At 34.9% G+C, this 22,993-nt stretch carries 20 protein-coding genes; 15 read left to right on the forward strand and 5 right to left on the reverse strand.

Annotation, left to right across the window (positions count from 1 at the left end):
• The first annotated feature begins 31 nt into the window (after positions 1-31).
• The 3 genes from EHC72_RS09105 (at position 32) to EHC72_RS09115 (ending at position 2,964) form a co-directional block, all read left to right on the forward strand.
• Positions 32-1,276, forward strand: a complete 1,245-nt coding sequence (locus EHC72_RS09105) for a M16 family metallopeptidase (RefSeq protein WP_131537372.1) — start codon at positions 32-34, stop codon at positions 1,274-1,276.
• Positions 1,269-2,540, forward strand: coding sequence for a M16 family metallopeptidase (locus EHC72_RS09110; RefSeq protein WP_131537373.1), 1,272 nt, complete (start codon positions 1,269-1,271; stop codon positions 2,538-2,540). The genes EHC72_RS09105 and EHC72_RS09110 overlap by 8 nt, the downstream gene beginning before the upstream one ends.
• 178 nt (positions 2,541-2,718) lie before the next feature.
• Complete coding sequence (locus EHC72_RS09115) at positions 2,719-2,964, forward strand: hypothetical protein (RefSeq protein ID WP_131537374.1); 246 nt, start codon at positions 2,719-2,721, stop codon at positions 2,962-2,964.
• Positions 2,965-3,041: 77 nt separating this feature from the next.
• On the opposite strand, the gene ppnP is transcribed toward EHC72_RS09115, so the two are convergent.
• The 3 genes from ppnP to EHC72_RS09130 are packed head-to-tail and all read right to left on the reverse strand — an operon-like array spanning position 3,042 to position 7,239.
• On the reverse strand, positions 3,042-3,326 hold the full coding sequence (ppnP, locus tag EHC72_RS09120; protein WP_131537375.1) for a pyrimidine/purine nucleoside phosphorylase: 285 nt from the start codon (positions 3,324-3,326) through the stop codon (positions 3,042-3,044).
• Between the two features lie 20 nt (positions 3,327-3,346).
• Positions 3,347-5,242: a DUF3857 domain-containing protein gene (locus EHC72_RS09125; RefSeq protein WP_131537376.1), complete on the reverse strand. Its 1,896-nt coding sequence runs from the start codon at positions 5,240-5,242 to the stop codon at positions 3,347-3,349.
• Positions 5,242-7,239 carry a DUF3858 domain-containing protein gene (locus EHC72_RS09130; RefSeq protein WP_131537377.1) on the reverse strand — a complete coding sequence of 666 codons (1,998 nt, stop codon included), beginning with the start codon at positions 7,237-7,239 and terminating at the stop codon, positions 5,242-5,244. The genes EHC72_RS09125 and EHC72_RS09130 overlap by 1 nt, the downstream gene beginning before the upstream one ends.
• Positions 7,240-7,433: 194 nt before the next feature.
• Here EHC72_RS09130 and guaB point away from each other — a divergent pair, with 194 nt between their 5' ends.
• The 5 genes from guaB (at position 7,434) to EHC72_RS09155 (ending at position 13,929) form a co-directional block, all read left to right on the forward strand.
• Positions 7,434-8,903: an IMP dehydrogenase gene (gene guaB, locus EHC72_RS09135; protein ID WP_131537378.1), complete on the forward strand. Its 1,470-nt coding sequence runs from the start codon at positions 7,434-7,436 to the stop codon at positions 8,901-8,903.
• Positions 8,904-9,311: 408 nt separating this feature from the next.
• On the forward strand, positions 9,312-11,891 hold the full coding sequence (locus tag EHC72_RS09140) for a TonB-dependent receptor (protein ID WP_131537379.1): 2,580 nt from the start codon (positions 9,312-9,314) through the stop codon (positions 11,889-11,891).
• A gap of 175 nt (positions 11,892-12,066) precedes the next feature.
• A complete protein-coding gene (locus EHC72_RS09145; protein ID WP_131537380.1) occupies positions 12,067-12,660 on the forward strand; it encodes an LOG family protein in 594 nt (197 codons plus the stop codon).
• 65 nt (positions 12,661-12,725) lie between these two features.
• Entirely contained in the window at positions 12,726-13,187 is a 462-nt protein-coding gene (locus EHC72_RS09150) for a MaoC family dehydratase (protein WP_131537381.1), read from the forward strand.
• A 184-nt stretch (positions 13,188-13,371) separates the two neighbouring features.
• Positions 13,372-13,929, forward strand: coding sequence for a hypothetical protein (locus tag EHC72_RS09155; protein ID WP_131537382.1), 558 nt, complete (start codon positions 13,372-13,374; stop codon positions 13,927-13,929).
• Between the two features lie 24 nt (positions 13,930-13,953).
• Here EHC72_RS09155 and EHC72_RS09160 read toward each other — a convergent pair whose 3' ends face one another.
• Positions 13,954-14,415 carry a DUF1801 domain-containing protein gene (locus EHC72_RS09160; RefSeq protein ID WP_131537383.1) on the reverse strand — a complete coding sequence of 154 codons (462 nt, stop codon included), beginning with the start codon at positions 14,413-14,415 and terminating at the stop codon, positions 13,954-13,956.
• Between the two features lie 172 nt (positions 14,416-14,587).
• On the opposite strand from EHC72_RS09160, the gene EHC72_RS09165 reads away from it, so the two are divergent.
• The 7 genes from EHC72_RS09165 (at position 14,588) to EHC72_RS09195 (ending at position 22,319) form a co-directional block, all read left to right on the forward strand.
• Positions 14,588-16,216, forward strand: coding sequence for an acyl-CoA carboxylase subunit beta (locus tag EHC72_RS09165; protein ID WP_131537384.1), 1,629 nt, complete (start codon positions 14,588-14,590; stop codon positions 16,214-16,216).
• 30 nt (positions 16,217-16,246) lie between these two features.
• Positions 16,247-16,783 (forward strand): preprotein translocase subunit SecA, encoded by a 537-nt coding sequence (locus tag EHC72_RS09170; RefSeq protein WP_131537385.1) that lies wholly within the window; start codon positions 16,247-16,249, stop codon positions 16,781-16,783.
• An 85-nt stretch (positions 16,784-16,868) separates the two neighbouring features.
• Positions 16,869-18,032 (forward strand): dipeptidase, encoded by a 1,164-nt coding sequence (locus tag EHC72_RS09175; RefSeq protein WP_131537386.1) that lies wholly within the window; start codon positions 16,869-16,871, stop codon positions 18,030-18,032.
• 115 nt (positions 18,033-18,147) lie between these two features.
• The gene (trxB, locus tag EHC72_RS09180) at positions 18,148-19,104 is read left to right on the forward strand and encodes a thioredoxin-disulfide reductase (protein WP_131537387.1); all 957 of its coding nucleotides are present in this window, start codon (positions 18,148-18,150) and stop codon (positions 19,102-19,104) included.
• 235 nt (positions 19,105-19,339) lie between these two features.
• Complete coding sequence (locus EHC72_RS09185) at positions 19,340-21,250, forward strand: beta-N-acetylhexosaminidase (protein ID WP_131537388.1); 1,911 nt, start codon at positions 19,340-19,342, stop codon at positions 21,248-21,250.
• 56 nt (positions 21,251-21,306) lie between these two features.
• Entirely contained in the window at positions 21,307-21,921 is a 615-nt protein-coding gene (locus EHC72_RS09190; RefSeq protein ID WP_246029408.1) for a hypothetical protein, read from the forward strand.
• A gap of 26 nt (positions 21,922-21,947) precedes the next feature.
• The gene (locus tag EHC72_RS09195) at positions 21,948-22,319 is read left to right on the forward strand and encodes a diacylglycerol kinase (RefSeq protein WP_131537389.1); all 372 of its coding nucleotides are present in this window, start codon (positions 21,948-21,950) and stop codon (positions 22,317-22,319) included.
• A gap of 110 nt (positions 22,320-22,429) precedes the next feature.
• Here EHC72_RS09195 and EHC72_RS09200 read toward each other — a convergent pair whose 3' ends face one another.
• On the reverse strand, positions 22,430-22,975 hold the full coding sequence (locus EHC72_RS09200) for a DUF922 domain-containing protein (protein ID WP_131537390.1): 546 nt from the start codon (positions 22,973-22,975) through the stop codon (positions 22,430-22,432).
• Positions 22,976-22,993 lie beyond the last annotated feature (18 nt).

Consider the following 22,993-nt stretch of genomic DNA (forward strand, 5'->3'; position numbering starts at 1 on the left):
TAAATTATCTTTACCACACTAAAAATAGATAATGGTAGATTTTAATCGTTTTACGCTAGCCAATGGTTTAAAGGTTTTGGTACATGAAGACCCAACCACCCCTATGGCAGTTTTAAATATTTTATATGATGTTGGCGCTCGCGATGAGGACGCTGATAAAACTGGTTTTGCACACCTATTTGAGCATTTAATGTTTGGTGGCTCGGTAAATATTCCAAGTTACGATGAGCCTTTACAAAGGGTAGGAGGCGAAAATAATGCTTTTACAAGCAATGATATTACCAATTACTACATAACGCTGCCTGCAGAAAACATTGAAACTGCTTTTTGGTTGGAAAGCGATCGTATGCTTAGTTTAGCTTTTTCCGAAAAAAGTTTAGAAACGCAAAGAAATGTAGTGAGTGAGGAGTTTAAACAACGTTATTTAAATCAGCCATATGGCGATGTTTGGTTAAAACTGCGTCCGCTTGCCTATAAAAAACATGCATACCAATGGGCAACCATTGGAAAAGAGCTCTCTCATATTGAAGATGCTACAATGGGCGATGTTAAGGCCTTTTTTAAGAAACATTATACACCGCAAAATGCAATTTTAGTGGTTGGTGGAAATGTAAAAACAGAGGATGTTAAAAAATTAGCTGAAAAATGGTTTGAACCTATCCCGGCAGGAGATAAATACGTTAGAAACTTGCCTCAAGAAGAACCGCAAACAGAAGCTCGTGAAGAAACCGTTAAAGCTAATGTTCCTTTAAATGCTATATACATCGCTTTTAAAATGCCTGGTCGTTTAAGTGATGATTATTACGCTTATGATCTACTATCTGATATTCTGTCTCGTGGTCAATCTTCTCGTTTATACAATAGCTTACTGAAAGAGCAACAGCTTTTTAGTGATATAAACGCTTATATTTCTAGTAGTTTGGATCCTGGATTGTTTATTGTTGAAGGTAAATTAATTGAAGGCATAACAATAGAAACGGCTGAAAAGGCAATTTGGGTAGAACTAGAAAAGATTAAAGCAGAGTTGGTTTCTAAAGATGAGCTAACTAAAGTGAAAAATAAGGTAGAATCTGTTTTAGTGTTTTCTGAAATGAGTTTGCTGGATAAAGCCATGAATTTGGCTTATTACGAATTGCTTGGTGATGCGGACTTGTTAAATCAGGAAACCGCTCAATTTTTGAAAGTTACTGCTGATGATATCAAAAGAATATCTAACGAAACCTTCAATAAAAATTCATCCTCTACTTTGTACTACTTAACAGAAGAAAATGCTTAACAGACAACAGGCGCCTGATTTTAAACAGGTTTCCACTATAAATTTTATACATCCAAAAAAGGCAGAACTGGATAATGGTATCCCTGTTTTCACAATTTATTCGGGAGAGCAAGATTTAGTACGTATTGAATTTATTTTTAATAACGTAAACTGGAATCAGGATAAACCTTTGCAGGCCATTGCTACCAGTACCTTGCTTAATAATGGAACTAAAAAGTTTTCGGCTAAAGAAATTGCCGAGCAAATTGATTTTTATGGTGCATTTTTTCAAACGGAATATGCTCAAGATCAATCTTCAGTAACATTATACACTTTAAATAAACATTTGGCATCGGTTTTACCAATAGTTAAAGATATTCTTTCAAATAGTGAGTTTCCACAGGCAGAATTAGATCTTTATATCCAAAACCAGAAGCAAAAACTAATGGTTAATTTGCAGAAGAACGATATTCTGGTAAGAAAAGAATTTGCACATGCCTTATTTGGTGATACTGCTTATGGGGTAGATATTCAACTCCACCACTATGATGCTTTAAAACGTGATGATCTTATAGCTTATTTTAAGGCCGCCTACGTACCAAATAACTGTATAATTGTGGTATCTGGTAAGTTTGAAGAAAATAGCTATAGCCTACTAAACGCTGTGATGGGCAATAAGTGGGAGAAAAGTAATTCTACCATAAATAGTTTCAATTTTACTACAGGTTCAAAACAATCTATTTATAAAGAAAAGCCAGAAGCCATTCAATCAGCTATTAGAATAGGTGGCCTCGCGGTAAACCGTAAGCATCAGGATTTTCCTGGATTACAGATTTTGAACTGCGTTTTGGGTGGTTATTTTGGTTCACGTTTAATGGCAAATATTCGCGAAGATAAAGGTTACACTTATGGCATTGGTTCAGGGATATCTTCTTTAAAAGATGCTGGTTATTTCTTTATTTCAACAGAAGTTGGAGCTGATGTTTGCAGCAATGCCCTTGCAGAAATTTATAAGGAAATTGATATTCTTAAAAATGATTTGGTAGGTGAAGAAGAGTTAAATTTAGTTAGAAACTATATGTTAGGCTCTATGTTGGGTAGCCTTGAAAATGTTTTTTCTCACGCTGATAAATTTAAAAATATCTACTTTTCTGGCTTAGATTATGATTATTACGATAATTACATTCGTACCGTAAAAAATATTACAGCCGAAGAAATTAAAGCAATGGCGAATAAATATTTAACAACAGAAACGTTTACAGAAGTTATAGTAGGGAAAAAATAACCAGAATTGCTTGGTAATGCTCGCATATGGCTTGGTAACGGTCGCATGAGACTTGGTAATGCTCGCATGAGACTTGGTAACGGTCGCATGAGACTTGGTAACGGTCGCATGAGACTTGGTAACGGTCGCATGAGACTTGGTAACGGTCGCATGAGACTTGGTAATGCTCGCATGAGACTTGGTAACGGTTGCATATGACTTGGTAACGGTTGCATATGACTTGGTAACAGTCTCGAATGACTTGGTAACTGTCGCATATGGCTTGGTAATGGTTGAATATGGCTTGGTAATGGTTGAATATGGCTTGGTAAGCCTATTTACCTCATTTCTTACTTCTGTTTACAGAAATAATTGCATTAAAGGAGCGAAGCAAATAATTACAGAACACAATTCATTGCGAGGTACGAAACAATCTTACGATTAGCTTTTAATAAATAGCACTTAAGATTGTTTCGTTCCTTACAATTTTGACCATGGAAAATGGTATTGTTGTTATTTTTCTTAATTTCTATATTGACACAGGTATGCCGTTTGTACAGCAGCCTTTACTTTAAAAGAAGTATTTGCTGGTACCTCAAAAGAGCTTCCGGCAGGAATAATTTCCCACTCGGTTTTTTTTGGTAGCAGAACAGACAAAGTGCCTTCTATTACGTGCATAATTTCTTTAAGTGCAGTTCCAAATTCATATTCGCCTGCATTAATTACACCAACAGTGGATTTTCCCTCTGAAGTTTCATAACCCAGTGATTTTACATTTCCATCAAAATATTGGTTTTCTGTTATCATACTTTTGAATGTTTAATAATTTATAATGCTTTTGCAAGTACCGCTTTTTGTTTATCGGCCTGATAAATTTTCTTGCAAAAATCTACATATTCATTATACTTTTCTGGCGGATATTTTTTATCGTTTATAACTTGAGTACGAATATAAGTGATGGTATTCTCTTTAGTAATAAATTTTGCAGTATAAGTTCCAAATTCAGAAGTGATGCTGATGTCTTTAGGAATAAATTCAACTGTATAACCTTTTGGTAAGGTATAATTAATTTCATCTTCATCATTATAACTAAAAGGAACAGCAAAATAGGTTTTTCTATTTTCTACTTTAAGCGGAACACTTTCTTGTCTGTTGGTTTGGTTTAAAGTTAAAAATGCTTTATTGCCACCATTTGTAAGTAATTGACTCGTTTTAAAATTTAATTCATCAGTCATTACTGGAAGGCTTTTATTAGCCTGTTCAAATTTATAATTAACCAATTCGGCACCAGGAATGTTGTTATCTTCAATTACTTTTTTGCGTTGCTCCGAAGGTTCTTTCAGTAGCATTGAAAAATTGTTTTCGAACTGCGCATTTCCGTAGGTTGATTTAATTACAATATTGGCCACTCCATCTTCGCTTAGTGTTATTTTTGCTTTTCTTAGCTGGTAATTATCCTTTGCATTATAAGCTGGTGTATGCACAATTTCTCCACCTGCATCGGTAACCATTAAAACATTTCTATCTGCGTTGCTATAGCCAATAAAGCCTATTGGTTTATATTGACTTGTACACTCTAAAAAAGTAGTGTCTTTAGCCATAGGTACACATAAAATCATGTGGTTTGCTTGCCCAATGCTTGAATAAGATGGATTTAAACTTGGTAAATCATTTCCTATAACAATCAAATTAGATTTAATTCCTGCCTCATTAAGCAAAGCTTTCATGTAATTTGATAAAGCCTTGCAATCTCCATAATTTACCTGCGCAACTTTTTCTGCAAGAATTGGTCTAAAACCTCCAACACCTAGCTGAACGCTAACATAACGTGTGTTTTGCTGCAAAAAAGAATATAAAATAGCTATTTTTTCCTTTTGAGTTTTTGCATCCTTTATTAAATTCTGTACCTGAGCTTTAGTTGCTTCAGGCAACTTGTTTCCACCTTCATTTAAATTATACAACCATAGTCCAAAATTTTTCCAGTTGTTAAAATTACCCGTTGTTCCATCATATTCAAACTGATTTGGCGATGCTTTTACCCATGCACTAACATTATCAACGCCTAAACTTAAAGGCTCTCGTACTAATGCTGCAACATTTGAACTACTCCATTTGTACTGAATTTTTTCACCTACAACAACAGAATCGGTCTTTAAATTTTGACTGGTTAAATATCTAAGTTGATAACCTTTATTTTTTTGAATAGTATAAGTAGATTTCTCAACAGAAACTGCAAATCCTTTTAAATCTCTCCACGATGGAAAATAAAGTAAACCCTTAAAATCCTGACTGTAGCTATATTCAATGGTATATGGATAGGTTAGATTAACAAATTTTAATCCTTTTAACCTGTTATCATCAAATATTGAAAAATCAGATACCAAGCTTTGATCTCTTATATCAGATGATTTATAATCCTTAATCTTTTTTCCTGAAGCATCGTACAAGGTAGCTTTTATGTTAGAAATGGTCGAAAACTTATCATACACTTCCGCCATTTCACTGTAACCATCACCAGCTTTATTTAAAATGGTAACAGCCACTTTATAATCGTAATGGGCAGAACCTAATGATTTAACATCAAAAAACTGTTCTTCATTACGAATCACCACATTAGCATTTGCTTTAAGCTCTTCAGTAAGTTTGGCAACATCATAAATGCCTTGTCCATAGCTGTTAACAATGGCGCAGAATATTAAAATTATACTTAAATAGTACTTCATTAGGATTTCTTTTTAAATACGATTTGTTCTGCTTGTTTTTCTACAATTGTTTTAAAAAGCTCTTTTAAATCAAAATATTCTTCTGGAGAGTATAGAGATTTATTTACGTTGATTACACTTTTTACCATCAGCGCTTTACCTTCACTAACATAGTTGATGCTGAAAGTTCCTTTATCATCCGATAGTTTATAGATGCCGCTTTTAGGCAGTTTATCAATTTCATATTCCTCAGGGAAATTTAAGGATATTCTATAAGTTTCTTTAAAAGGATAAGCAAAATCAACAGGGAACTTGCGTTCTTCCAGTTTGAAAAGATTTTCTTTAGTTCTTTCGAAAAGAAGTGGCGTAAAGTAAACCAAATTGCCAGCTTCTTCCACATTATCCTCAATTACAACATCCATTGATTCGGTAAGCAACTCATCCAAATCATTAAGAGCGCTAATTTTATAGTTGGAAATTTCAAGTCCAGTTTTGTTTTTCTTAAAGTTTTTTAAAAACTCTGCTTCATTAGTTTTTCTATATTTCTCGCGAAGGTTTAAAGCAGAATAACCCATCGAATACTGATTAATTTGCCCCACTAATTTGTTTTCTTTGTTTAGTGTTAGGGTATATGCAAATGTTTTTTCAGTTTTAATACTTGGCTCTGTAGAAAGCCATTGTCCATTTTTTTCGGTTAAATTAATGTAAAACCCTTGATGACTTAAATTTTCATAATCTAGCATGCCCAACGGTAAATCGCGGTCGGTAGCATCCATATAATATAAAGTTTCGCCAATTTGAGTTACAGCTACAACATTATTAAAAGCAGAAATTACTGGATAACCAGGATGTTCTCCATTTTCTCTGGTGCTAATTAATACAGGGTAAGCTAAAATTTTTGCTTCTTTCAATAAGCTTAGTAGAGCGAGATTAATATCAGCAGATGAACCCGTCTTTTTTTCGAAGATAGTTTTAGGGTTACTTTCTGATGAATATTTCGAATACTTATTATTCCACTTCAGGTTATTTTTAACGTAACTAAAAATAAGTTTAGTAATGGCTAAAGAATCTTTTTCGCCCTTTAATATGCCTGGTAAAACCGATTTTGCATAGCTATTTTTGTTGATGTAAGAGCCAAAGTTTTCTTCATCAGCTAGCCCAGCAATAATTTTATTCCATGATCCATTATAATCTTTGTACAACTCGCCAGGGAAATTAGAAGCCTTTAATTCAAATTCTATTTTTGGCGTATAATCATCCATTGTAGTTACATAGGGCTCATCTTTCAATGCAGGCAAATTTTCTGCACAGTATTTATCGTATAAAGCATTAGAATTTAGCCCCGTTACGTATGATGCATTTGTGGTTTCGTGGATAGGATGATCTATTTTGAAATAACCACCTAAGTTATTTTTATAAGTTAAGTATTCAGGAATTTTAACATTATATTCAGACCATAGGGTAGGTACACCAGTTTGAAATCTCCATCCTCTTAAAGTAAAAATAAAGTCGGATTTAATTCTGTATTTAAACTCTATAATAGAACCTTCTTTGATGTTGGGTAATGCAAATTTTTTGATAATATTATTTTTATCAAACGCCTCAGTAAATTTGGCATCTTTATTTAGCTTGCTTACAACCATTTTACCATCAACCATATTATAGGTTGCGGCATCCATAAAATTTAGTTCTTCTTTGGCTGTACTATTGCTTTTATATAATTCTATGCTAAAATTACCAAGATCGTATCCACTCTTTTTTAGGATTTTGTAACGAACATGTCTTTCGTAAACATAAATAAAACTTTGAGTTGATGAACTTATTTCGAAATAGCAATCGCCAACATCGAATAATTTAACTGCTGCGGCGGCAGAATCTACTCCTGTAGCTTTTACATCAAATTCTGAAGGTAATATTTTACCGAATTTAAATTCTCTTTTTACTTTGGTTTGGGCACTAATGGTTCCAACTCCAATGCATAGCATTAGAATCAGAAATTTGAGAGCTGTTTTCTGCATTAAATTTTGATTGTTTGGTATCACAAATTAAAGCAATCTATTTCTAGTTTAAAAGGTTTTCGAAATATATAAAGCACATTAGAGATGTTAATGTATCTGAAATGTAATTTCTGAGCAGAAATAGATCAGCCTTTTGATTTTGATAAAACTTTCTTATCTTTGCCCGGCATATAATAAATCCTAATTTATTTGCCATGCAACTCGATTCCACAAAATTTATTGCCACAGGTTTAACATATGACGATGTACTTTTGGTACCCGCATATTCTGAGATTTTACCTCGTGAAGTAAGTACAGCATCATTTTTAACCAAAAAAATTAAACTTAACGTTCCATTAGTTTCTGCCGCAATGGATACCGTAACAGAAGCAGAACTTGCCATTGCCATTGCGCAAAATGGTGGTTTAGGTATGTTGCACAAAAACATGACGATTGAGCGACAAGCTGAGGAGGTACGTAAAGTTAAACGTTCGGAAAGTGGAATGATTCAGGATCCGGTTACTTTATTAGAAACTGCTGTTGTTGCTGATGCTTTCAAAATTATGAAAGAACATAAAATTGGTGGTATTCCGGTAGTAAGCAGTGATAATAAATTGGTCGGCATTATTACCAATCGCGATTTACGTTTCCAAAAGAATATGCAAAGGCCGATTGCTGAGGTAATGACTAAAGAAAATTTAATTATTGCACCAGAAGGTACAACATTGGTACAGGCAGAAGAAATTCTTCAAAATCATAAAATAGAGAAACTTCCAGTAGTAAGTAAAGACGGTTATTTAAGCGGCTTAATTACTTTTAAGGATATATCTAAGGTTAAAAACTATCCTGCGGCTTGTAAAGATGAGCGTGGGCGTTTACGCGTTGGTGCTGCTGTTGGTGTTACTGCCGATACTTTGCAACGTGTTGATGCTTTGGTAAATGCAGGAGTGGATGTAATTACAATTGATACCGCACATGGGCACTCAAAAGGTGTTGTAGATAAATTAAAGGAAGTTAAGGCAAAATACCCTGATTTACAGGTGATTGTTGGAAATATTGCAACAGGAGCAGCAGCCAAATTTTTAGCAGATGCTGGTGCAGATGCTGTTAAAGTTGGTATTGGACCAGGTTCTATTTGTACAACCAGAATTATTGCGGGTGTTGGTGTTCCTCAATTATATGCTGTTTACGAATGTGCAAAAGCATTAAAAGGAACTGGTGTACCTGTAATTGCCGATGGTGGTATTAAACACACTGGTGATATTGCAAAAGCAATTGCATCTGGTGCAAGTGCAGTTATGGCTGGTTCATTATTTGCCGGAGTGGAAGAATCGCCAGGTGAAACAATCATTTACGAAGGACGTAAATTTAAATCTTATCGTGGTATGGGTTCGATTGAAGCGATGGAGCAAGGTTCAAAAGATCGCTATTTCCAGGATGTTGAAGATGATATTAAAAAATTAGTTCCTGAAGGTATTGTAGGTCGTGTGCCATTTAAAGGTACATTGGCAGAAGTAATGTACCAATATGTTGGTGGTTTACGTGCAAGTATGGGTTATTGTGGGGCTGCTAATATTGAAGCTTTACAAGAAGCACAATTTGTACAAATTACTGCTGCCGGTATGCGTGAAAGTCATCCACATGATATTACAATTACTAAAGAAGCACCAAATTATACAAGATAGAACCAGTAAATCCCTTATTGCAAGAGTAAAGCAGTTTTAAAGGAAAATTATTATAATAAATAGAAGCGGGGCGTCAGAAATGACAGCCCCGCTTTTTCTTTGAGTATATTTTACCCGTGCTCATTCTCTATTTGATGGATTTTAAAATAGTATAACATTTCATCTATATAATTTGAAACCAAATGATAGGCAAGGTAAATGGCAAATAAATAATTTTAGCAAAATAAAATTTGGCAGATACTTTTTTTTAATATATTTGTCGACTAAATCTATAGATTTTATATAATAATTTATGAAGACTTTCCAAAAAACCGAAAATTGTTGTTGTATGCAACTTAAATCAATATTTCCGTTCAAACGAACGGGTGATTAACCAACAAAAAAATAATCCAAACAAATCAAACAATCATGAAAAAAAGTTTACTAATTCTATTTTCTCTCCTTATATCTACAACTTATTTATTTGCTCAAACTCCAATAAAGGGTATAATAAAATCAACTAATGGCACAACAATTCCACATGCAACCGTAAAGGTAAGAGGGACTACTATTTCTACTGTTGCAGATGAAAACGGAGTGTTTACAATTAATGCGAGGCAAGAGCCACCATTTTATATTCAAGTTAGCTCAGTTGGCTATAAACCACAAGATTTTCAGATTTTAAAATTGCAGGATACACCAACAGAGTTTGTTCTGGTAGAAAATGCGCTTCTTGATGAGATTGTGGTCACCTCAAGGAGAAGGTCAGAAGTTTTACAGGATGTACCCATCCCAATTACAGTTATTGGTGGTCAAGCTGCAGAAAATGCTGGTGCTTTTAACGTTAATCGTTTAAAGGAATTGGTGCCATCGGTACAGCTTTATGCTTCAAATGCAAGAAATACAACCCTTAACATCAGGGGATTGGGTTCTACCTTTGGTTTAACAAATGACGGTATTGATCCAGGAGTGGGTTTTTATGTGGATGGTGTTTATCACGCCCGTCCGGCTGCAACCTCTACAGATTTTCTTGATATTGAGCAAATAGAAGTAATAAGAGGTCCGCAAGGCACCTTATTTGGTAAAAATACAACAGCTGGGGCATTTAATATTACAACCACAAAGCCTACACAAACGCCATCGGCAAAGGTAGAGCTGAGCTTTGGAAATTATAATTTTATCCAGGCTAAAACATCGGTTTCTGGTGGAGTGGCTAAAAACCTTGCTGCAAAAGTTTCAATCTCAGGTACCCAAAGGGATGGCACTATTTGGAATACACGCGAGGAACGTAAATATAGTGGACAAAATAATTTAGGCTTTAAAGGTCAGTTATATTACACGCCATCAGATAAATTACAAATATTACTTAGTGGCGATGTAAGCATTCAGCACCCTGCAGGTTATCCATTAGTAATTGCTGGTGTAACCAATACTGAACGAAGTGCTTTTCGCCAGTACTCAAAAATTGTTTCCGATTTAGGTTATCAGCAGCCAAAAATTGATCCATTTTCTAGGGAGATTAATACAAATACGCCGTGGAGACACAATCAATCAATAGGTGGTATATCCTTAAACGTAGATTATAAAATTGGTAATGGAACGCTTACCTCTACAACCGCGTGGAGATTCTGGAATTGGGATCCAACCAACGACAGGGATTTCTCTGAACTAGCTGCGTTAACCAAATCTCAGGGAAATTCGCGTCACGATCAATATTCTCAAGAAGTTAGATACGCAGGTAACATAACCGAAAAATTAAGCGGTGTAATTGGAGTATTTGCGCTTGGGCAAAACTTAAAAGGGTTAGATCAAACAGAAGAAGTAGGTAAAGATCAATGGAGATTTGTGCAAACAAGCAACACCGGCTCTCAGGCATTATATGCAACACCTGGTTTGTTGGATGGCTTCGGGATTAAAACCAATTCGACCATTAAATCTTTAAGTGCTGCTGTATTTGCGCAGGTTGACTGGGAGTTTTTAGAACATTTTCATGTTTTACCTGGTTTAAGATTTACTTATGATAAAAAAGATGTTGATTACAATAGAGTAACTTATGGCGGTTTACAAACCACAGATGCTACTTTACTTGGTTTAAAAGCGGCTGTTTATAGCAATCAACAATTTACTACAAGCACAAACAATAATAATCTTTCGGGTAACTTAACGGTATCTTACCGCCCTAATCAAAGGTTAAACGTTTATGGAACTTTCTCCACAGCTTATAAACCAGTAGGCGTTAACGTAGGCGGTTTGCCAACAACATCTACAGGAGCGGCAGATTTATCATTAGCCGTAGTAAAACCAGAGTATGTGGAGCATTACGAATTAGGTGTTAAAACAAAGCCAGCCAAAGGTTTCTTGTTAAATGTTACCGCTTTTAACACTGATATTAAAGATTATCAAACCAATGTACAATCGCCGCAATTAGGTGTAAACAGGGGTTATCTTGCCAATGCAGAAAAAGTTAATGTAAAGGGTTTAGAGATTGATGGAACTTATCAATTGGAAAGATTTTTAACTTTAAATGCTGCCTTGGCTTATCTTAATGGTAAGTATGTGAAATTTACAAATGCACCTTTACCACTAGAAGAAACTGGCCATACCGAGGTTATTAATGGCGTATCTACACAGGTTGCATTTAAAGATGCTTCTGGTGGTAGATTGCCGGGTATATCTAAATGGAACATCTCTGGTGGAGCAGAATTTAGCACACCTGGTAGTTTGGCAACTAAAAGCGGAAGATATTTTATCGCTGGTGATGCCAGCTATCGGTCACAATATTCGTCAAACCCAACACCTTCAAGTGTTTTAAATGTTGCAGGTTATTCTTTATTAAATGCCCGCTTAGGGTTTAAATCTGATAAGTTCTCTGCATTTGTTTGGAGTAGAAACATTGCAAATACCCATTATTACGAACAGTTGCAGGCTGCTGCTGGTAATTCTGGCTTATATGCAGGTGCGCTAGGAGATCCACGAACTTACGGCATCACATTCCGTTACACATTTTAATCTTTTTCTCTCTTTATATTTGGTTAGAAGGCGTCGATTTATTCGGCGCTTTTTGTTTTATAAAATATTGTCATTTTGCTTTTCAATCGTCAAAATAACATCTGTAACAGTTTTGTGCAGAATTAAAATTTATATAGAAGGGATAAAATCTTAACTTCGATCAAATTTTGACTTAATGAATAAGCTTAAATCAGTTTGTGTATATTGTGGCTCAAACTTTAATGGCGATGTAGCGCTAAGAAATGCGATCAAACAACTGGCGCAATCGCTGGTTAAACAAAATATCCGTTTGGTATATGGTGGTGGTAGTGTTGGGGTAATGGGTGTTTTAGCAAATGATGTTTTAGAATTAAACGGTTTGGTAACCGGCGTTATTCCTCAGTTTTTGATGGATAAGGAAGTAGGGCATAAAGGTGTAACCGAAATGATTGTTACTGAAAATATGCACCAACGTAAACAAAAAATGGCCGATTTGAGTGATGGCTTTATAATTTTACCTGGTGGTTTTGGTACACTTGAAGAATTTTTTGAAGTATTAACCTGGTTACAACTTGGCCTGCACAACAAACCTATTGGCGTATTAAATGTAAATGGATTTTATGATCCCTTATTTGCGCAAATGGAAATGATGGTACAAAGCAAATTTTTAAAGCCTGCCAACAGAGATTTGGTTTTTAATGAGGCGGATGCTGAAATACTGATCGATAAAATGGATAACTTTTCGGCCGTGCCTGATGAGGTTTGGTTTAGAGAAAGAAATTTAATCTAACCAGAAAACAACACAATTAACAATACATAAAGCAATTAATTTTAAAACCGCTTTAACTTTATATAATGCAAATTATTTCAAACCACGCAGAATTTGAACAATACCTTGGCAAGGAATTAGGCCTTTCTTCATGGCATACCATTACCCAGGAGCAGATTAATAAATTCGCCGATGCCACATTAGATCATCAATGGATACATGTTGATGAGGAACGTGCCCAAAATGAAGGACCATTTAAATCTACAATTGCACATGGTTATTTAACCTTGTCGTTAATTCCTTATTTATGGAAGGAAATTGTAGATATTCGTAACCTGAAAATGGAAATTAATTACGGAATAGAAAATTTAAGATTTGCCCAAGCCGTAACCGTTAACAGTAGGATTAGATTAAGAGCAAAACTGGCTTCAATTATTAATTTACGTGGCGTAACAAAGGTTAACATGGGAATTGAAATGGAAATTGAAGACCAAAAAAAGCCTGCCTTCAACGGAGAGGTTGTGTTCTTATACCACTTCATTTCATAGTATTAGATTCAAAACCTTAGAATAAGCAGAAAATTAATTAAAGTCATTTAGGCTATAATTAGTTTTCTGCTTTTTTGTGCCTATATAAAACCTTGTGATTCAAACTTTAAGTGCAACACGGTGTTGTGCTTGTAGCGTTTAAGTTAATTTCTACGTTTTAAAATAAAGTCTAACCAATCTCGTTATGAAAAATCTAAAAATTACTACGCTCCATATTGTTGCAGCAGCTATTGCAATCGTGGTTTTAATGTCCTCATCCTGTAAAAATAAAATGGCAACAGATAAAAATCCTTCTAATTCCTTTTTTCCAATGCAAATAGGGAATTACTGGAAAATGTCTCCCACTTCATATACCGAAATACAAGATACAACACAGATTGACGGTAAACTTTATTATAAATTTTATTCTTTAGTAGGAGGCGATGCAACCAGTACAAATTATTATCGTATTGATGAACAAAATAGGTTAGTAGAAAGTTATACCGACGATCCAAAAAAAGTATATGTTAAAGCCGACTTTAATGCCAAACCTGGCGATATTTTTTATACTTTAAACGATAAAACCGAAAATGATTATCAAGTAAAAGTGCTCAGTAAAACAGATTCCGATATGGTTTTTGAGTTCGATATGGTTTATCATCCAAACTTAAAAGGAAGCAAACACACCGAAAAATATATAAAAGGTAAGGGTTGGGCGGATAATTGGAAGGAGATTAAGATTAACGGAAAGGTTTATAAATAGAAGTTTGTTATAAGGTTAAACTCGTTATTTTCGGCTATCCTTCATTTTTTCATACTGGCTAATCCATTGCTGCGGACTAACTTTAGTCGATAATTCTGCAATCAGTTCATAAGGAATAGCGTCAATTTTTTTGAACCTAACACAGCCTTTTCCCATGTCTAATTTGAATTTGCTATGCTTAGGGAATTCAGTTTTAAACCATTCTAATAAATCAGGAAAAGAATAAAGGCCCATGTGATAAACCGCAATAAAATTCTTTTGAGACGCAATATTCATAAAAGGAAGCGGTTGCTCAGGTGTACAATGGTAACCAGCTGGGTATAAGCTGTGTGGCACCACGTAGCCAATCATACCGTAAATTATTCTTTCATCAAAACCTTTAGGCAAATTTTCCACTACGCAATTGCGAAGTTTTGAAATCGCTTCTTTCCGTTCTTCCGGAATACTGTTGATATATTCAGCCACCGTATTTACAAATATTTGCATACTTAGTTTTTATATTTTTTATGAAAGATTTATCAAAAATATTGTTTTAAATGTAAATACAAACGTAATGGATTGGCATTTTTGAAATAACAAAATGATTACCCAGTATTTGGTAGACCGGAAACCAAAATGGTCAATACGATTTTTATAAAATTAAATTTAAATTGCCACCATGGATATCGAATTCAACAAAAATGAAGATGTAAATAAGCAGTTGGTTTACGAACTTAAAACCAAGCTTAAAAAAATATATTTAGGTGGTGGCGAAAAAAATGCTGCTAAACAAAAAGAAAAGGGCAAATTACTTGCCAGAGAGCGAATTGAATATCTTATTGATAAAGACTCTGAATTTTTAGAAGTTGGGGCTTTTACTGCCGATGGTATGTATAAAGAGCAGGGTGGTTGCCCATCTGCAGGCGTGGTTTGCGGCATTGGCTACGTTAGCGGCAGACAATGTATGATTGTTGCCAATGATGCGACCGTAAAGGCTGGAGCGTGGTTTCCTATGACGGCTAAAAAGAATCTGCGGGCACAAGAAATTGCAATGGAAAACCGCTTACCTGTAATTTATCTGGTAGATAGTGCAGGTGTTTACTTGCCTATGCAGGACGAAATTTTTCCAGATAAAGAGCACTTTGGAAGAATGTTCAGAAACAATGCAATAATGTCTTCAGAAGGTATTGTTCAAATTTCTGCAATCATGGGAGCTTGCGTTGCTGGTGGAGCATATTTACCAATTATGAGCGATGAAGCGATGATTGTAGCTGGAACGGGCTCAGTTTTTTTAGCAGGTTCTTATCTGGTAAAATCAGCTATAGGCGAAGATGTAGATAATGAAACACTTGGTGGTGCTACTACGCATTGCGAAATTTCGGGTGTAACCGATTATAAGCACCCAAACGATCAGGCTTGTCTGGATAGCATCCGTAATATTATGAGTATGCTTGGTAAACCCCAGGATGCAGGCTTTGATCGCATCAAACCTGCACCTCCCAAAGAAAATGAAAAGGAGTTGTATGGCTTATTTCCTGAAAATAGAGAGAAACCTTACGATATGATGGATATTATCAATCGTATTGTTGATGGTTCTGAATTTGAAGAATATAAACAAGGTTACGGTCAAAGTATTATTTGTGGATTAGGCCGTATTGATGGCTGGGCAGTTGGTATTGTAGCTAATCAGCGTAAGGTTGTAAAATCAAAAAAGGGTGAAATGCAATTTGGCGGGGTAATTTACTCGGATAGTGCTGATAAAGCTGCTCGTTTTATTATGAATTGTAATCAAAAGAAAATTCCTTTGGTGTTTTTGCAAGATGTAACGGGTTTCATGGTTGGCAGTAGATCAGAACATGGTGGCATTATTAAAGATGGCGCTAAAATGGTTAATGCCGTTGCTAATTCTGTTGTTCCAAAGTTTACAATTGTGGTTGGTAACTCTTATGGAGCTGGCAATTACGCCATGTGTGGTAAAGCGTACGATCCACGCTTAATTTATGCTTGGCCTACTGCAAAAATTGCTGTTATGGGAGGCTCTCAGGCTGCAAAAACCCTTCTGCAAATTCAGGAGGCTTCTTTAAAAGCAAAAGGAGAAGTAATTACTCCTGAGAAAAAAGATGAATTGCTCAAGGAAATTACTGATCGATATAACAGTCAAACTACGCCATATTATGCCGCATCAAGGCTTTGGGTTGATGGTATTATTGATCCTTTAGAAACCCGTAAAGTAATATCAATGGGGATTGAAGCAGCTAATCAATCGCCAATTAAAAAACAATTTAGTGTGGGGGTTATTCAAACTTAATACAAATTAATTAGTTATATATTTTTAAATATGTTCGGACTATTCAGCAAAAAAGATAAAGGCGTAAAAGTTGTTGATAAAATTTGGATCTCAGATGAAGCCAAATTTCATGCCTGTGTAGAGTTTAGCAAAAACAACCAGAACATTATATTTATTGCCTGGTTTGACGAAACTAAGAGTGCTTTACAAGCTTATTTCCAGAAAAATAATGTGGAACAGCAAGTGTATTTGGCAGATTATTTAAGTTCATCCCAAGCAAATAAAGAATTTCTTTTTGTGGAGCATCATCCATTATCTAGCGAGGAACAAAGAATAGCCACAGAGTTTGGTAAAGATGAAATAACGGTTTTGTCTTCACTATCTGAACCTATTTTTCAATTATTTGGCGGTGATCGCATTGTAGATTTGATGCGGAAAATGGGTTTAAAAGAAGATGAAATGATTGAACATAACATGATTAGCAGTTCAATTAAAAGCGCACAAGAAAAAATAGCTTCAAAAACATTAATAAACGGATCAGCAAGATCGCAAGCCGATTGGTTGCTCAATGCAGGTGTAAATCAATAGTTAAACCAGCCAGAGTCCAGCATAATTTTATACAAAAATTTAAGCATTTTCCTATAAATTAAGGGTAAATGCTTAAATTCATTTTATGAAAACCTTTAACTTCTTCCTATTATTTCTCTTTCTTAATTTTTGTGCTTCTGCGCAATCAGCACAAGATATTCATCAAAAGGCAATTGTTATCGATACCCATGGCGATGTTTTTTATGCCGCCCTTAAAACTGGTTTTGATATTGGCAAACTGCAGTCCAAAGGAAACTTTGATCTGGTTAGGGCAAAACAAGGAGGTTTAGATGTACAGTTTTTTTCCATCTGGTGCGATGAAACTGGAGATTATAATTACGCAAATCGAGAAATTGATTCTCTGTACAGTCTTATTAAACGTTACCCAGAAAGAATACAATTGGTTAAAACTGGTGCCGAGTTGGAGCAAGCGGTTAAAAATAATAAGCTTGCAGCGATGATTGGTGTAGAAGGCGGCCATATGATTAACAATAGACTGGATTATATTGATAGCTTAGCCAAAAGGGGCATGGCTTATCTTACACTAACGTGGAATAATAGCACACCTTGGTCAAGCTCAGCAGCAGAAGAAACTTCGGGAAAGGTTAAACCAGAAAATGCAGGTTTAAACAGTTTTGGACGTGAGGTGGTTAAACGACTAAATAAGTTAGGGGTGATGGTTGATTTATCTCATGTTGGAGAAAAGACTTTTTATGATGCCATTAAAATTTCATCAAAGCCAGTTATAGTTTCGCACAGCTGTGCATATGCATTAAATCCAGTTCCTAGAAATTTGAAAGACGATCAAATTAAAGCTGTAGCCAAAAATAATGGCGTAATATGCCTTAATTTTTATAGTGGTTTTCTTGATTCTACTTACGATGCCAAACAAATTGCTTTTTTTAAAAAGTATGATGGAGAATTGAAAATACTCGCAGATAAATATGGTAAAACTGCGGCGTTAGATTCTTTACTATCAAATCATCAGGCAGATTTGGAAGCATGGAGACCACCAATTTCATTATTAATCAAACACATTAACTACATCGTAAAATTAGCAGGAATAGATCATGTTGGTTTAGGCGCCGATTTTGATGGAGCGGGATCTTTTCCATTAGGTTTAAATAGCGTAGCCGATTACCCTAAAATTACAGCAGAACTAATTAAAAGCGGTTATAATGAAAAAGATATCAATAAAATATTGGGCGGAAACGTAATTAGAGTAATTAAGGCGAATAAAGGAATTTAGCTGTTACTATTAATGTAATGTTAATAAGTAAACTATGTTGACAATGCGGTGTTGTCCATAATTATTTAAAGAATTATCTTTGTATTTAGGTTATACATTTCAATACACAAATATAATGTCACAAGAAAACGAGCACGTTCAGTGTTTAATTATAGGTTCTGGTCCTGCAGGTTATACTGCAGCAATTTATGCTGCCAGAGCAGATTTAAAACCAATTATGTATACCGGCATGCAAGCTGGTGGTCAGTTAACGCAAACTACTGATGTTGAGAATTTTCCAGGTTACCCACAAGGAATAATGGGGCCCGAAATGATGGAGGATTTTAGAAAACAAGCAGAACGTTTTGGTACTGATATCCGCTTTGGTTATGTGAGTTCAGTAGATTTTTCATCAACACCTCATAAAGTTGTAGTTGATGAAATTAAAACCATCACTGCTGATACCGTTATTATTGCAACAGGTGCAACAGCCAAATGGTTAGGCTTACCAAGTGAGCAACAATATAATGGTTTCGGAGTTTCAGCTTGTGCAGTTTGCGATGGCTTTTTCTTTAAAGGACAAGATGTAGCAATTGTTGGCGCAGGGGATACCGCTGCGGAAGAAGCAACCTATTTAGCAAAACTTTGTAGTAAAGTTCATTTATTAGTGCGTAGAGATGAATTTAGAGCTTCTAAAGCTATGGTGAGCCGTGTGTTGGCTACTCCAAATATCGAAGTGCATTACAACACCGAAACTCAGGAAATTTTGGGTAATGGTAAAAATGTTACCGCTGTTAAAGTGTTAAACAATAAAACAGGTGTAGAAACTGATATTCCTGTTGAAGGTTTCTTCGTAGCAATTGGACATAAGCCTAATACCGATATTTTTAAAGGACAATTGGATATGGATGAAACTGGCTACCTTTTAACAAAACCAGGATCAACATTAACAAATATTGAAGGCGTTTTTGCTTGTGGAGATGTGCAGGATATGTATTACAGACAAGCGGTAACTGCTGCAGGTTCTGGTTGTATGGCTGCACTTGATGCCGAACGCTTTTTGGCAGCAAAAGAACATCCGGTAGAAGCTTAATTCTATATTTTTATAATATTTACAAGGCTTTCTGATATTTCAGAAAGCCTTTTTTTTTGCTTATTTTATTTTTTTCAAAAGTATTTAAACTTAAAAAGCAAACTATTAAATAATATAAGCAAATAAGCTTCACGCAAACGTTTGATTAATTTGGTAACAAAAATGTGGTAATAGTACTATTTGCTTTATCTTTATATTAGAGGTAATTTAAACCGTAAAACACACATTTCTAACCATGAACAAAATTTATTCAGTTCTATTTTGTGCCCTACTCAGCACATCAGCCTTTGCGCAAAACGATCCTAATCTCGGCATTATTCCTGCACCATTTTCTATTACTAAGAATACTGGAAACTTTGTGCTCGATAAAACTGTAGTATTGATTAACGAAGGTCCTGATGGCGCAAAAATGGCTGATTTATTAAATGCTTTTATTGTTACTAAAGCTGGTTATGCTTTAAGAGAAGCAAAATCTGTACAGCCAAAGCAAAAATCAATTTTAGTTACTTCAACCGGTGCTGATAAATTACCTGCAGAGGGTTATACAATTAAAGTTACACCAACACAAATTATTTTAACCGGAAAGGGTGCAGGTTTATTTTACGCTGTAGAATCTGCAATGCAAATGATGCCAGATAAAGTAGCCGATAAAATAACAATTCCTTCAGTTGATATTAATGATTTTCCCCGTTTCAAATATCGCGGAACTATGCTTGATGTTTCGAGAAACTTTTTTCCTGTATCATTCATTAAAAAATATATAGATCAACTGGCTTACTACAAAATAAATACTTTTCATTGGCACTTAACTGATGATCAGGGCTGGAGATTAGAAATTAAAAAATATCCTAAATTAACCGCAAATGGTTCATCAAGAAATGGAACGATTATAGGCCATCATCCAGGAATTGGAAATGATTTTGGTACCGTTAAAGGTTTTTATACTCAAGATGAAGCTAGAGAGGTTGTTAAATATGCAGCAAGCAAATACATCACCGTAATTCCTGAAATTGAATTGCCAGGGCACGCTTCTGCAGCAATTGCCGCTTATCCTGAATTAAGCTGCTTCCCGGATCGTGATACTTATGTTGCTAATAATACGCCGTGGTCTGGCAGTAGAAAAGGTAAGCAAGTACAACAAACTTGGGGTGTTTTTGACGATGTTTTTGTACCGAGCCAGAATACTTTTACCTTTTTAGAGAATGTTTTGGATGAAGTTATTGCTATTTTCCCTTCAAAATATATTCACATTGGTGGCGATGAATGTCCTAAAACGTACTGGAAAGAATCTCCTTTCTGTCAAAATTTAATGAAGGAAAAAGGCTTGAAAGATGAGCATGAACTTCAAAGTTATTTCATTAGCACAATAGAAAAATACATCAATAGCAAAGGTCGTTCAATTATTGGTTGGGATGAGATTTTAGAAGGCGGTTTAGCTCCAAATGCTACAGTAATGAGCTGGAGAGGCGAAGAAGGTGGCATTGCAGCAGCACAACAAAACCACGATGTAATTATGACACCTGGTTCAATGGGTTTATATATCGATCATAAACAATCAAATTCGCCTGATGAACCTGTAACAATTGGTGGTTTAGCTCCATATACAAAAATTTATGCTTATGATCCAGTTCCTAAAGTTTTAACACCAGAGCAAGCTAAATATGTTACCGGTGTACAAGCAAACTTATGGTCTGAATATATTAGAACAACAGCAAAAGTAGAAAACCATGCTTTCCCTAGGTTGTTGGCTTTGGCCGAAATTGCATGGACGCCCGTTGCCCGTAAAGATTTAAAAAATTTCCAGGAAGATCGTTTACCAGTTCATTTAGCCCGTTTAGATAAAATGGACATTAATTTTTGGGTACCAACTCCAATCGGTCAGAGTGATAAACCTTTAACTGGCGGTGATTTTACATTTGATTTGAAAGTTCCGGTTAAAGGCGCTAAAATTTACTATTCAATTGATGAATCAAGACCATCAGAAAATGCTATCCTTTACCAAGCGCCGATTAAAATAACAGTTCCACAAGGTGAAAAAAGAACACTAAAAACAATTGTAATTGTTCCAAGTGGAAAAAGAAGCGTTGTTACAGAAACTGTTTTAAACAATGGAGCACCTGAAGCAAAAGCAGAAGCCAAGAAATAAAAAATCTTTGCTTTAAAAGGCTAAAATTCTTACTTTGGTGCAAACAAACGCACTAAATGATGAATTATAAAAAATATACTTTACAGCATCTTTTGCTTATAGCAGGGGTGCTGTTTTGTTTTTCATGCACCCAAACAGAGTCTGCAAAAGAAGTTAAAACCGAAATCAGCCAAACCGTTAAAAGTCCATTTAAATTTTATAAGGATATTGAAGTAAAACCCGGCTTAAACTTTGAAATTATAAGTTGGGGAAAAGGAGTGGATTCGATTGGAGGTTACCAAATATTAATGTCAGATTCTGTAAAAAATAATTATAAATCACTTGCTGCAGAAAGAAAAGGAATTATAACCGATTTCTGGAATATGGATTTGGATAATGATGGCAATCCTGAGTTTTATGTTCAGCTTTTGAGCAAAAAAAATGCGTCAGACCTTAATGTGTATGAATACGCTGGTGGCGATTTTAATAAAATTTCTTTTCCATCCTTAAACTCAAATCAAAAGAAAGGTTATGCTGGAGATGATAAATTTTTCATTAAAAATGGTGATTTATTCAGGTCATTTCCCGTTACGGATAGCGCTGATAGTACAAAAAAGATTATTAAAACCTATCAGTACAAATTAAGTGGGAATAGTTTTTCAACCACAGAAGTGAAAGAAAAAGTTAACTAACACTTTAAATACTTTATTTTTGCTAAATGAATAATAAGCCATTTTCTGTTAAGGATAGAATTAAGAGTTTTATCTACGCTTTTAATGGCTTAAAACTATTTTTTATTTCAGAACATAATGGTCGTATTCATTTGGTTGCAGCCATTATTGCAGTTGGCTTATCTTTTTGCCTTCACCTTTCTACGTTTGAATGGATTGCCATTTTAGCGGTAATTGCTGCTGTATTTATCGCTGAAATTCTAAATACAGCTATTGAGAAGTTAGCCGATGTAGTTACAATTGAAAGGCATCCCAAAATTAAAATTGTGAAAGATTTAGCCGCTGCTGCCGTTTTAGTTTCAGCAATATTAGCCTTATTGGTTGGTGGGCTAATTTTTATTCCTAAGCTTTTTAACTAAGAACAAATTACTTTCCATAATCTACAGAATTTCAGAAAATACGGTCTATGTTTTCTATTCTGAGGTATTTTGTAGAAAATTAACTATTTGCTTTAAATAAATATTCTGATTTATTGATTGGCAATGGCTTCTTCCATTTTTTCTTGAATAATATCATCCCAGCGTGCCTGCATTTTATGATTGCTTCCATGCTCGGTTTCCTCGTCATAATTTCTTTGCATCGTATCGTAAAAATTGCTTATGCTATTAGCAAGTTCAGATATTTCTGCTTTATAATTTTGAACAGAATAAGTCCTTCCCTTTAAAACTCGATCAGCTTCTTTTAGTAAGATAAATTGAATGTTTACATGACCTTGCTCATGGTGAAGCAGACTATTTCTAATATCCTCATTTTTTATTTTATCCCACCTTACCCATGATCTGCTTTTATCAATACTTATTTCGTTTTTAAGTTTAATGGTCACTTTATTTCTGTAAACGGTAGATTCGTAGCTATAGCGCCACGTCATTGCGGTGAGTGCATAAAAAGGCGAGCCAGGTTCGGGTTTACCTTTAAAATACTCTTCCCAATTAAGCTGTACAGGTTTAGTAAAACTCTGGCAAAGCGAAACAAATGGAAAAGCAAAAATAAGAAGTGCGGCAAATAGTTTTTTCATTGATTTTCTACAATGAAA

Source organism: Pedobacter nototheniae (genome assembly GCF_004335085.1).
In the GTDB taxonomy this organism is placed as follows: Bacteria; Bacteroidota; Bacteroidia; order Sphingobacteriales; family Sphingobacteriaceae; genus Pedobacter; species Pedobacter nototheniae.

Coding starts and splice junctions, on each gene's coding strand:
- EHC72_RS09105 (WP_131537372.1), top strand. CDS start 32: ATGGTAGATTTTAATCGTTTTACGCTAGCCAATGGTTTAAAGGTTTTG.
- EHC72_RS09110 (WP_131537373.1), top strand. CDS start 1,269: ATGCTTAACAGACAACAGGCGCCTGATTTTAAACAGGTTTCCACTATA.
- ppnP (WP_131537375.1), bottom strand. CDS start 3,326: ATGATAACAGAAAACCAATATTTTGATGGAAATGTAAAATCACTGGGT.
- EHC72_RS09125 (WP_131537376.1), bottom strand. CDS start 5,242: ATGAAGTACTATTTAAGTATAATTTTAATATTCTGCGCCATTGTTAAC.
- EHC72_RS09130 (WP_131537377.1), bottom strand. CDS start 7,239: ATGCAGAAAACAGCTCTCAAATTTCTGATTCTAATGCTATGCATTGGA.
- guaB (WP_131537378.1), top strand. CDS start 7,434: ATGCAACTCGATTCCACAAAATTTATTGCCACAGGTTTAACATATGAC.
- EHC72_RS09140 (WP_131537379.1), top strand. CDS start 9,312: ATGAAAAAAAGTTTACTAATTCTATTTTCTCTCCTTATATCTACAACT.
- EHC72_RS09145 (WP_131537380.1), top strand. CDS start 12,067: ATGAATAAGCTTAAATCAGTTTGTGTATATTGTGGCTCAAACTTTAAT.
- EHC72_RS09150 (WP_131537381.1), top strand. CDS start 12,726: ATGCAAATTATTTCAAACCACGCAGAATTTGAACAATACCTTGGCAAG.
- EHC72_RS09155 (WP_131537382.1), top strand. CDS start 13,372: ATGAAAAATCTAAAAATTACTACGCTCCATATTGTTGCAGCAGCTATT.
- EHC72_RS09160 (WP_131537383.1), bottom strand. CDS start 14,415: ATGCAAATATTTGTAAATACGGTGGCTGAATATATCAACAGTATTCCG.
- EHC72_RS09165 (WP_131537384.1), top strand. CDS start 14,588: ATGGATATCGAATTCAACAAAAATGAAGATGTAAATAAGCAGTTGGTT.
- EHC72_RS09170 (WP_131537385.1), top strand. CDS start 16,247: ATGTTCGGACTATTCAGCAAAAAAGATAAAGGCGTAAAAGTTGTTGAT.
- EHC72_RS09175 (WP_131537386.1), top strand. CDS start 16,869: ATGAAAACCTTTAACTTCTTCCTATTATTTCTCTTTCTTAATTTTTGT.
- trxB (WP_131537387.1), top strand. CDS start 18,148: ATGTCACAAGAAAACGAGCACGTTCAGTGTTTAATTATAGGTTCTGGT.
- EHC72_RS09185 (WP_131537388.1), top strand. CDS start 19,340: ATGAACAAAATTTATTCAGTTCTATTTTGTGCCCTACTCAGCACATCA.
- EHC72_RS09190 (WP_246029408.1), top strand. CDS start 21,307: ATGATGAATTATAAAAAATATACTTTACAGCATCTTTTGCTTATAGCA.
- EHC72_RS09195 (WP_131537389.1), top strand. CDS start 21,948: ATGAATAATAAGCCATTTTCTGTTAAGGATAGAATTAAGAGTTTTATC.
- EHC72_RS09200 (WP_131537390.1), bottom strand. CDS start 22,975: ATGAAAAAACTATTTGCCGCACTTCTTATTTTTGCTTTTCCATTTGTT.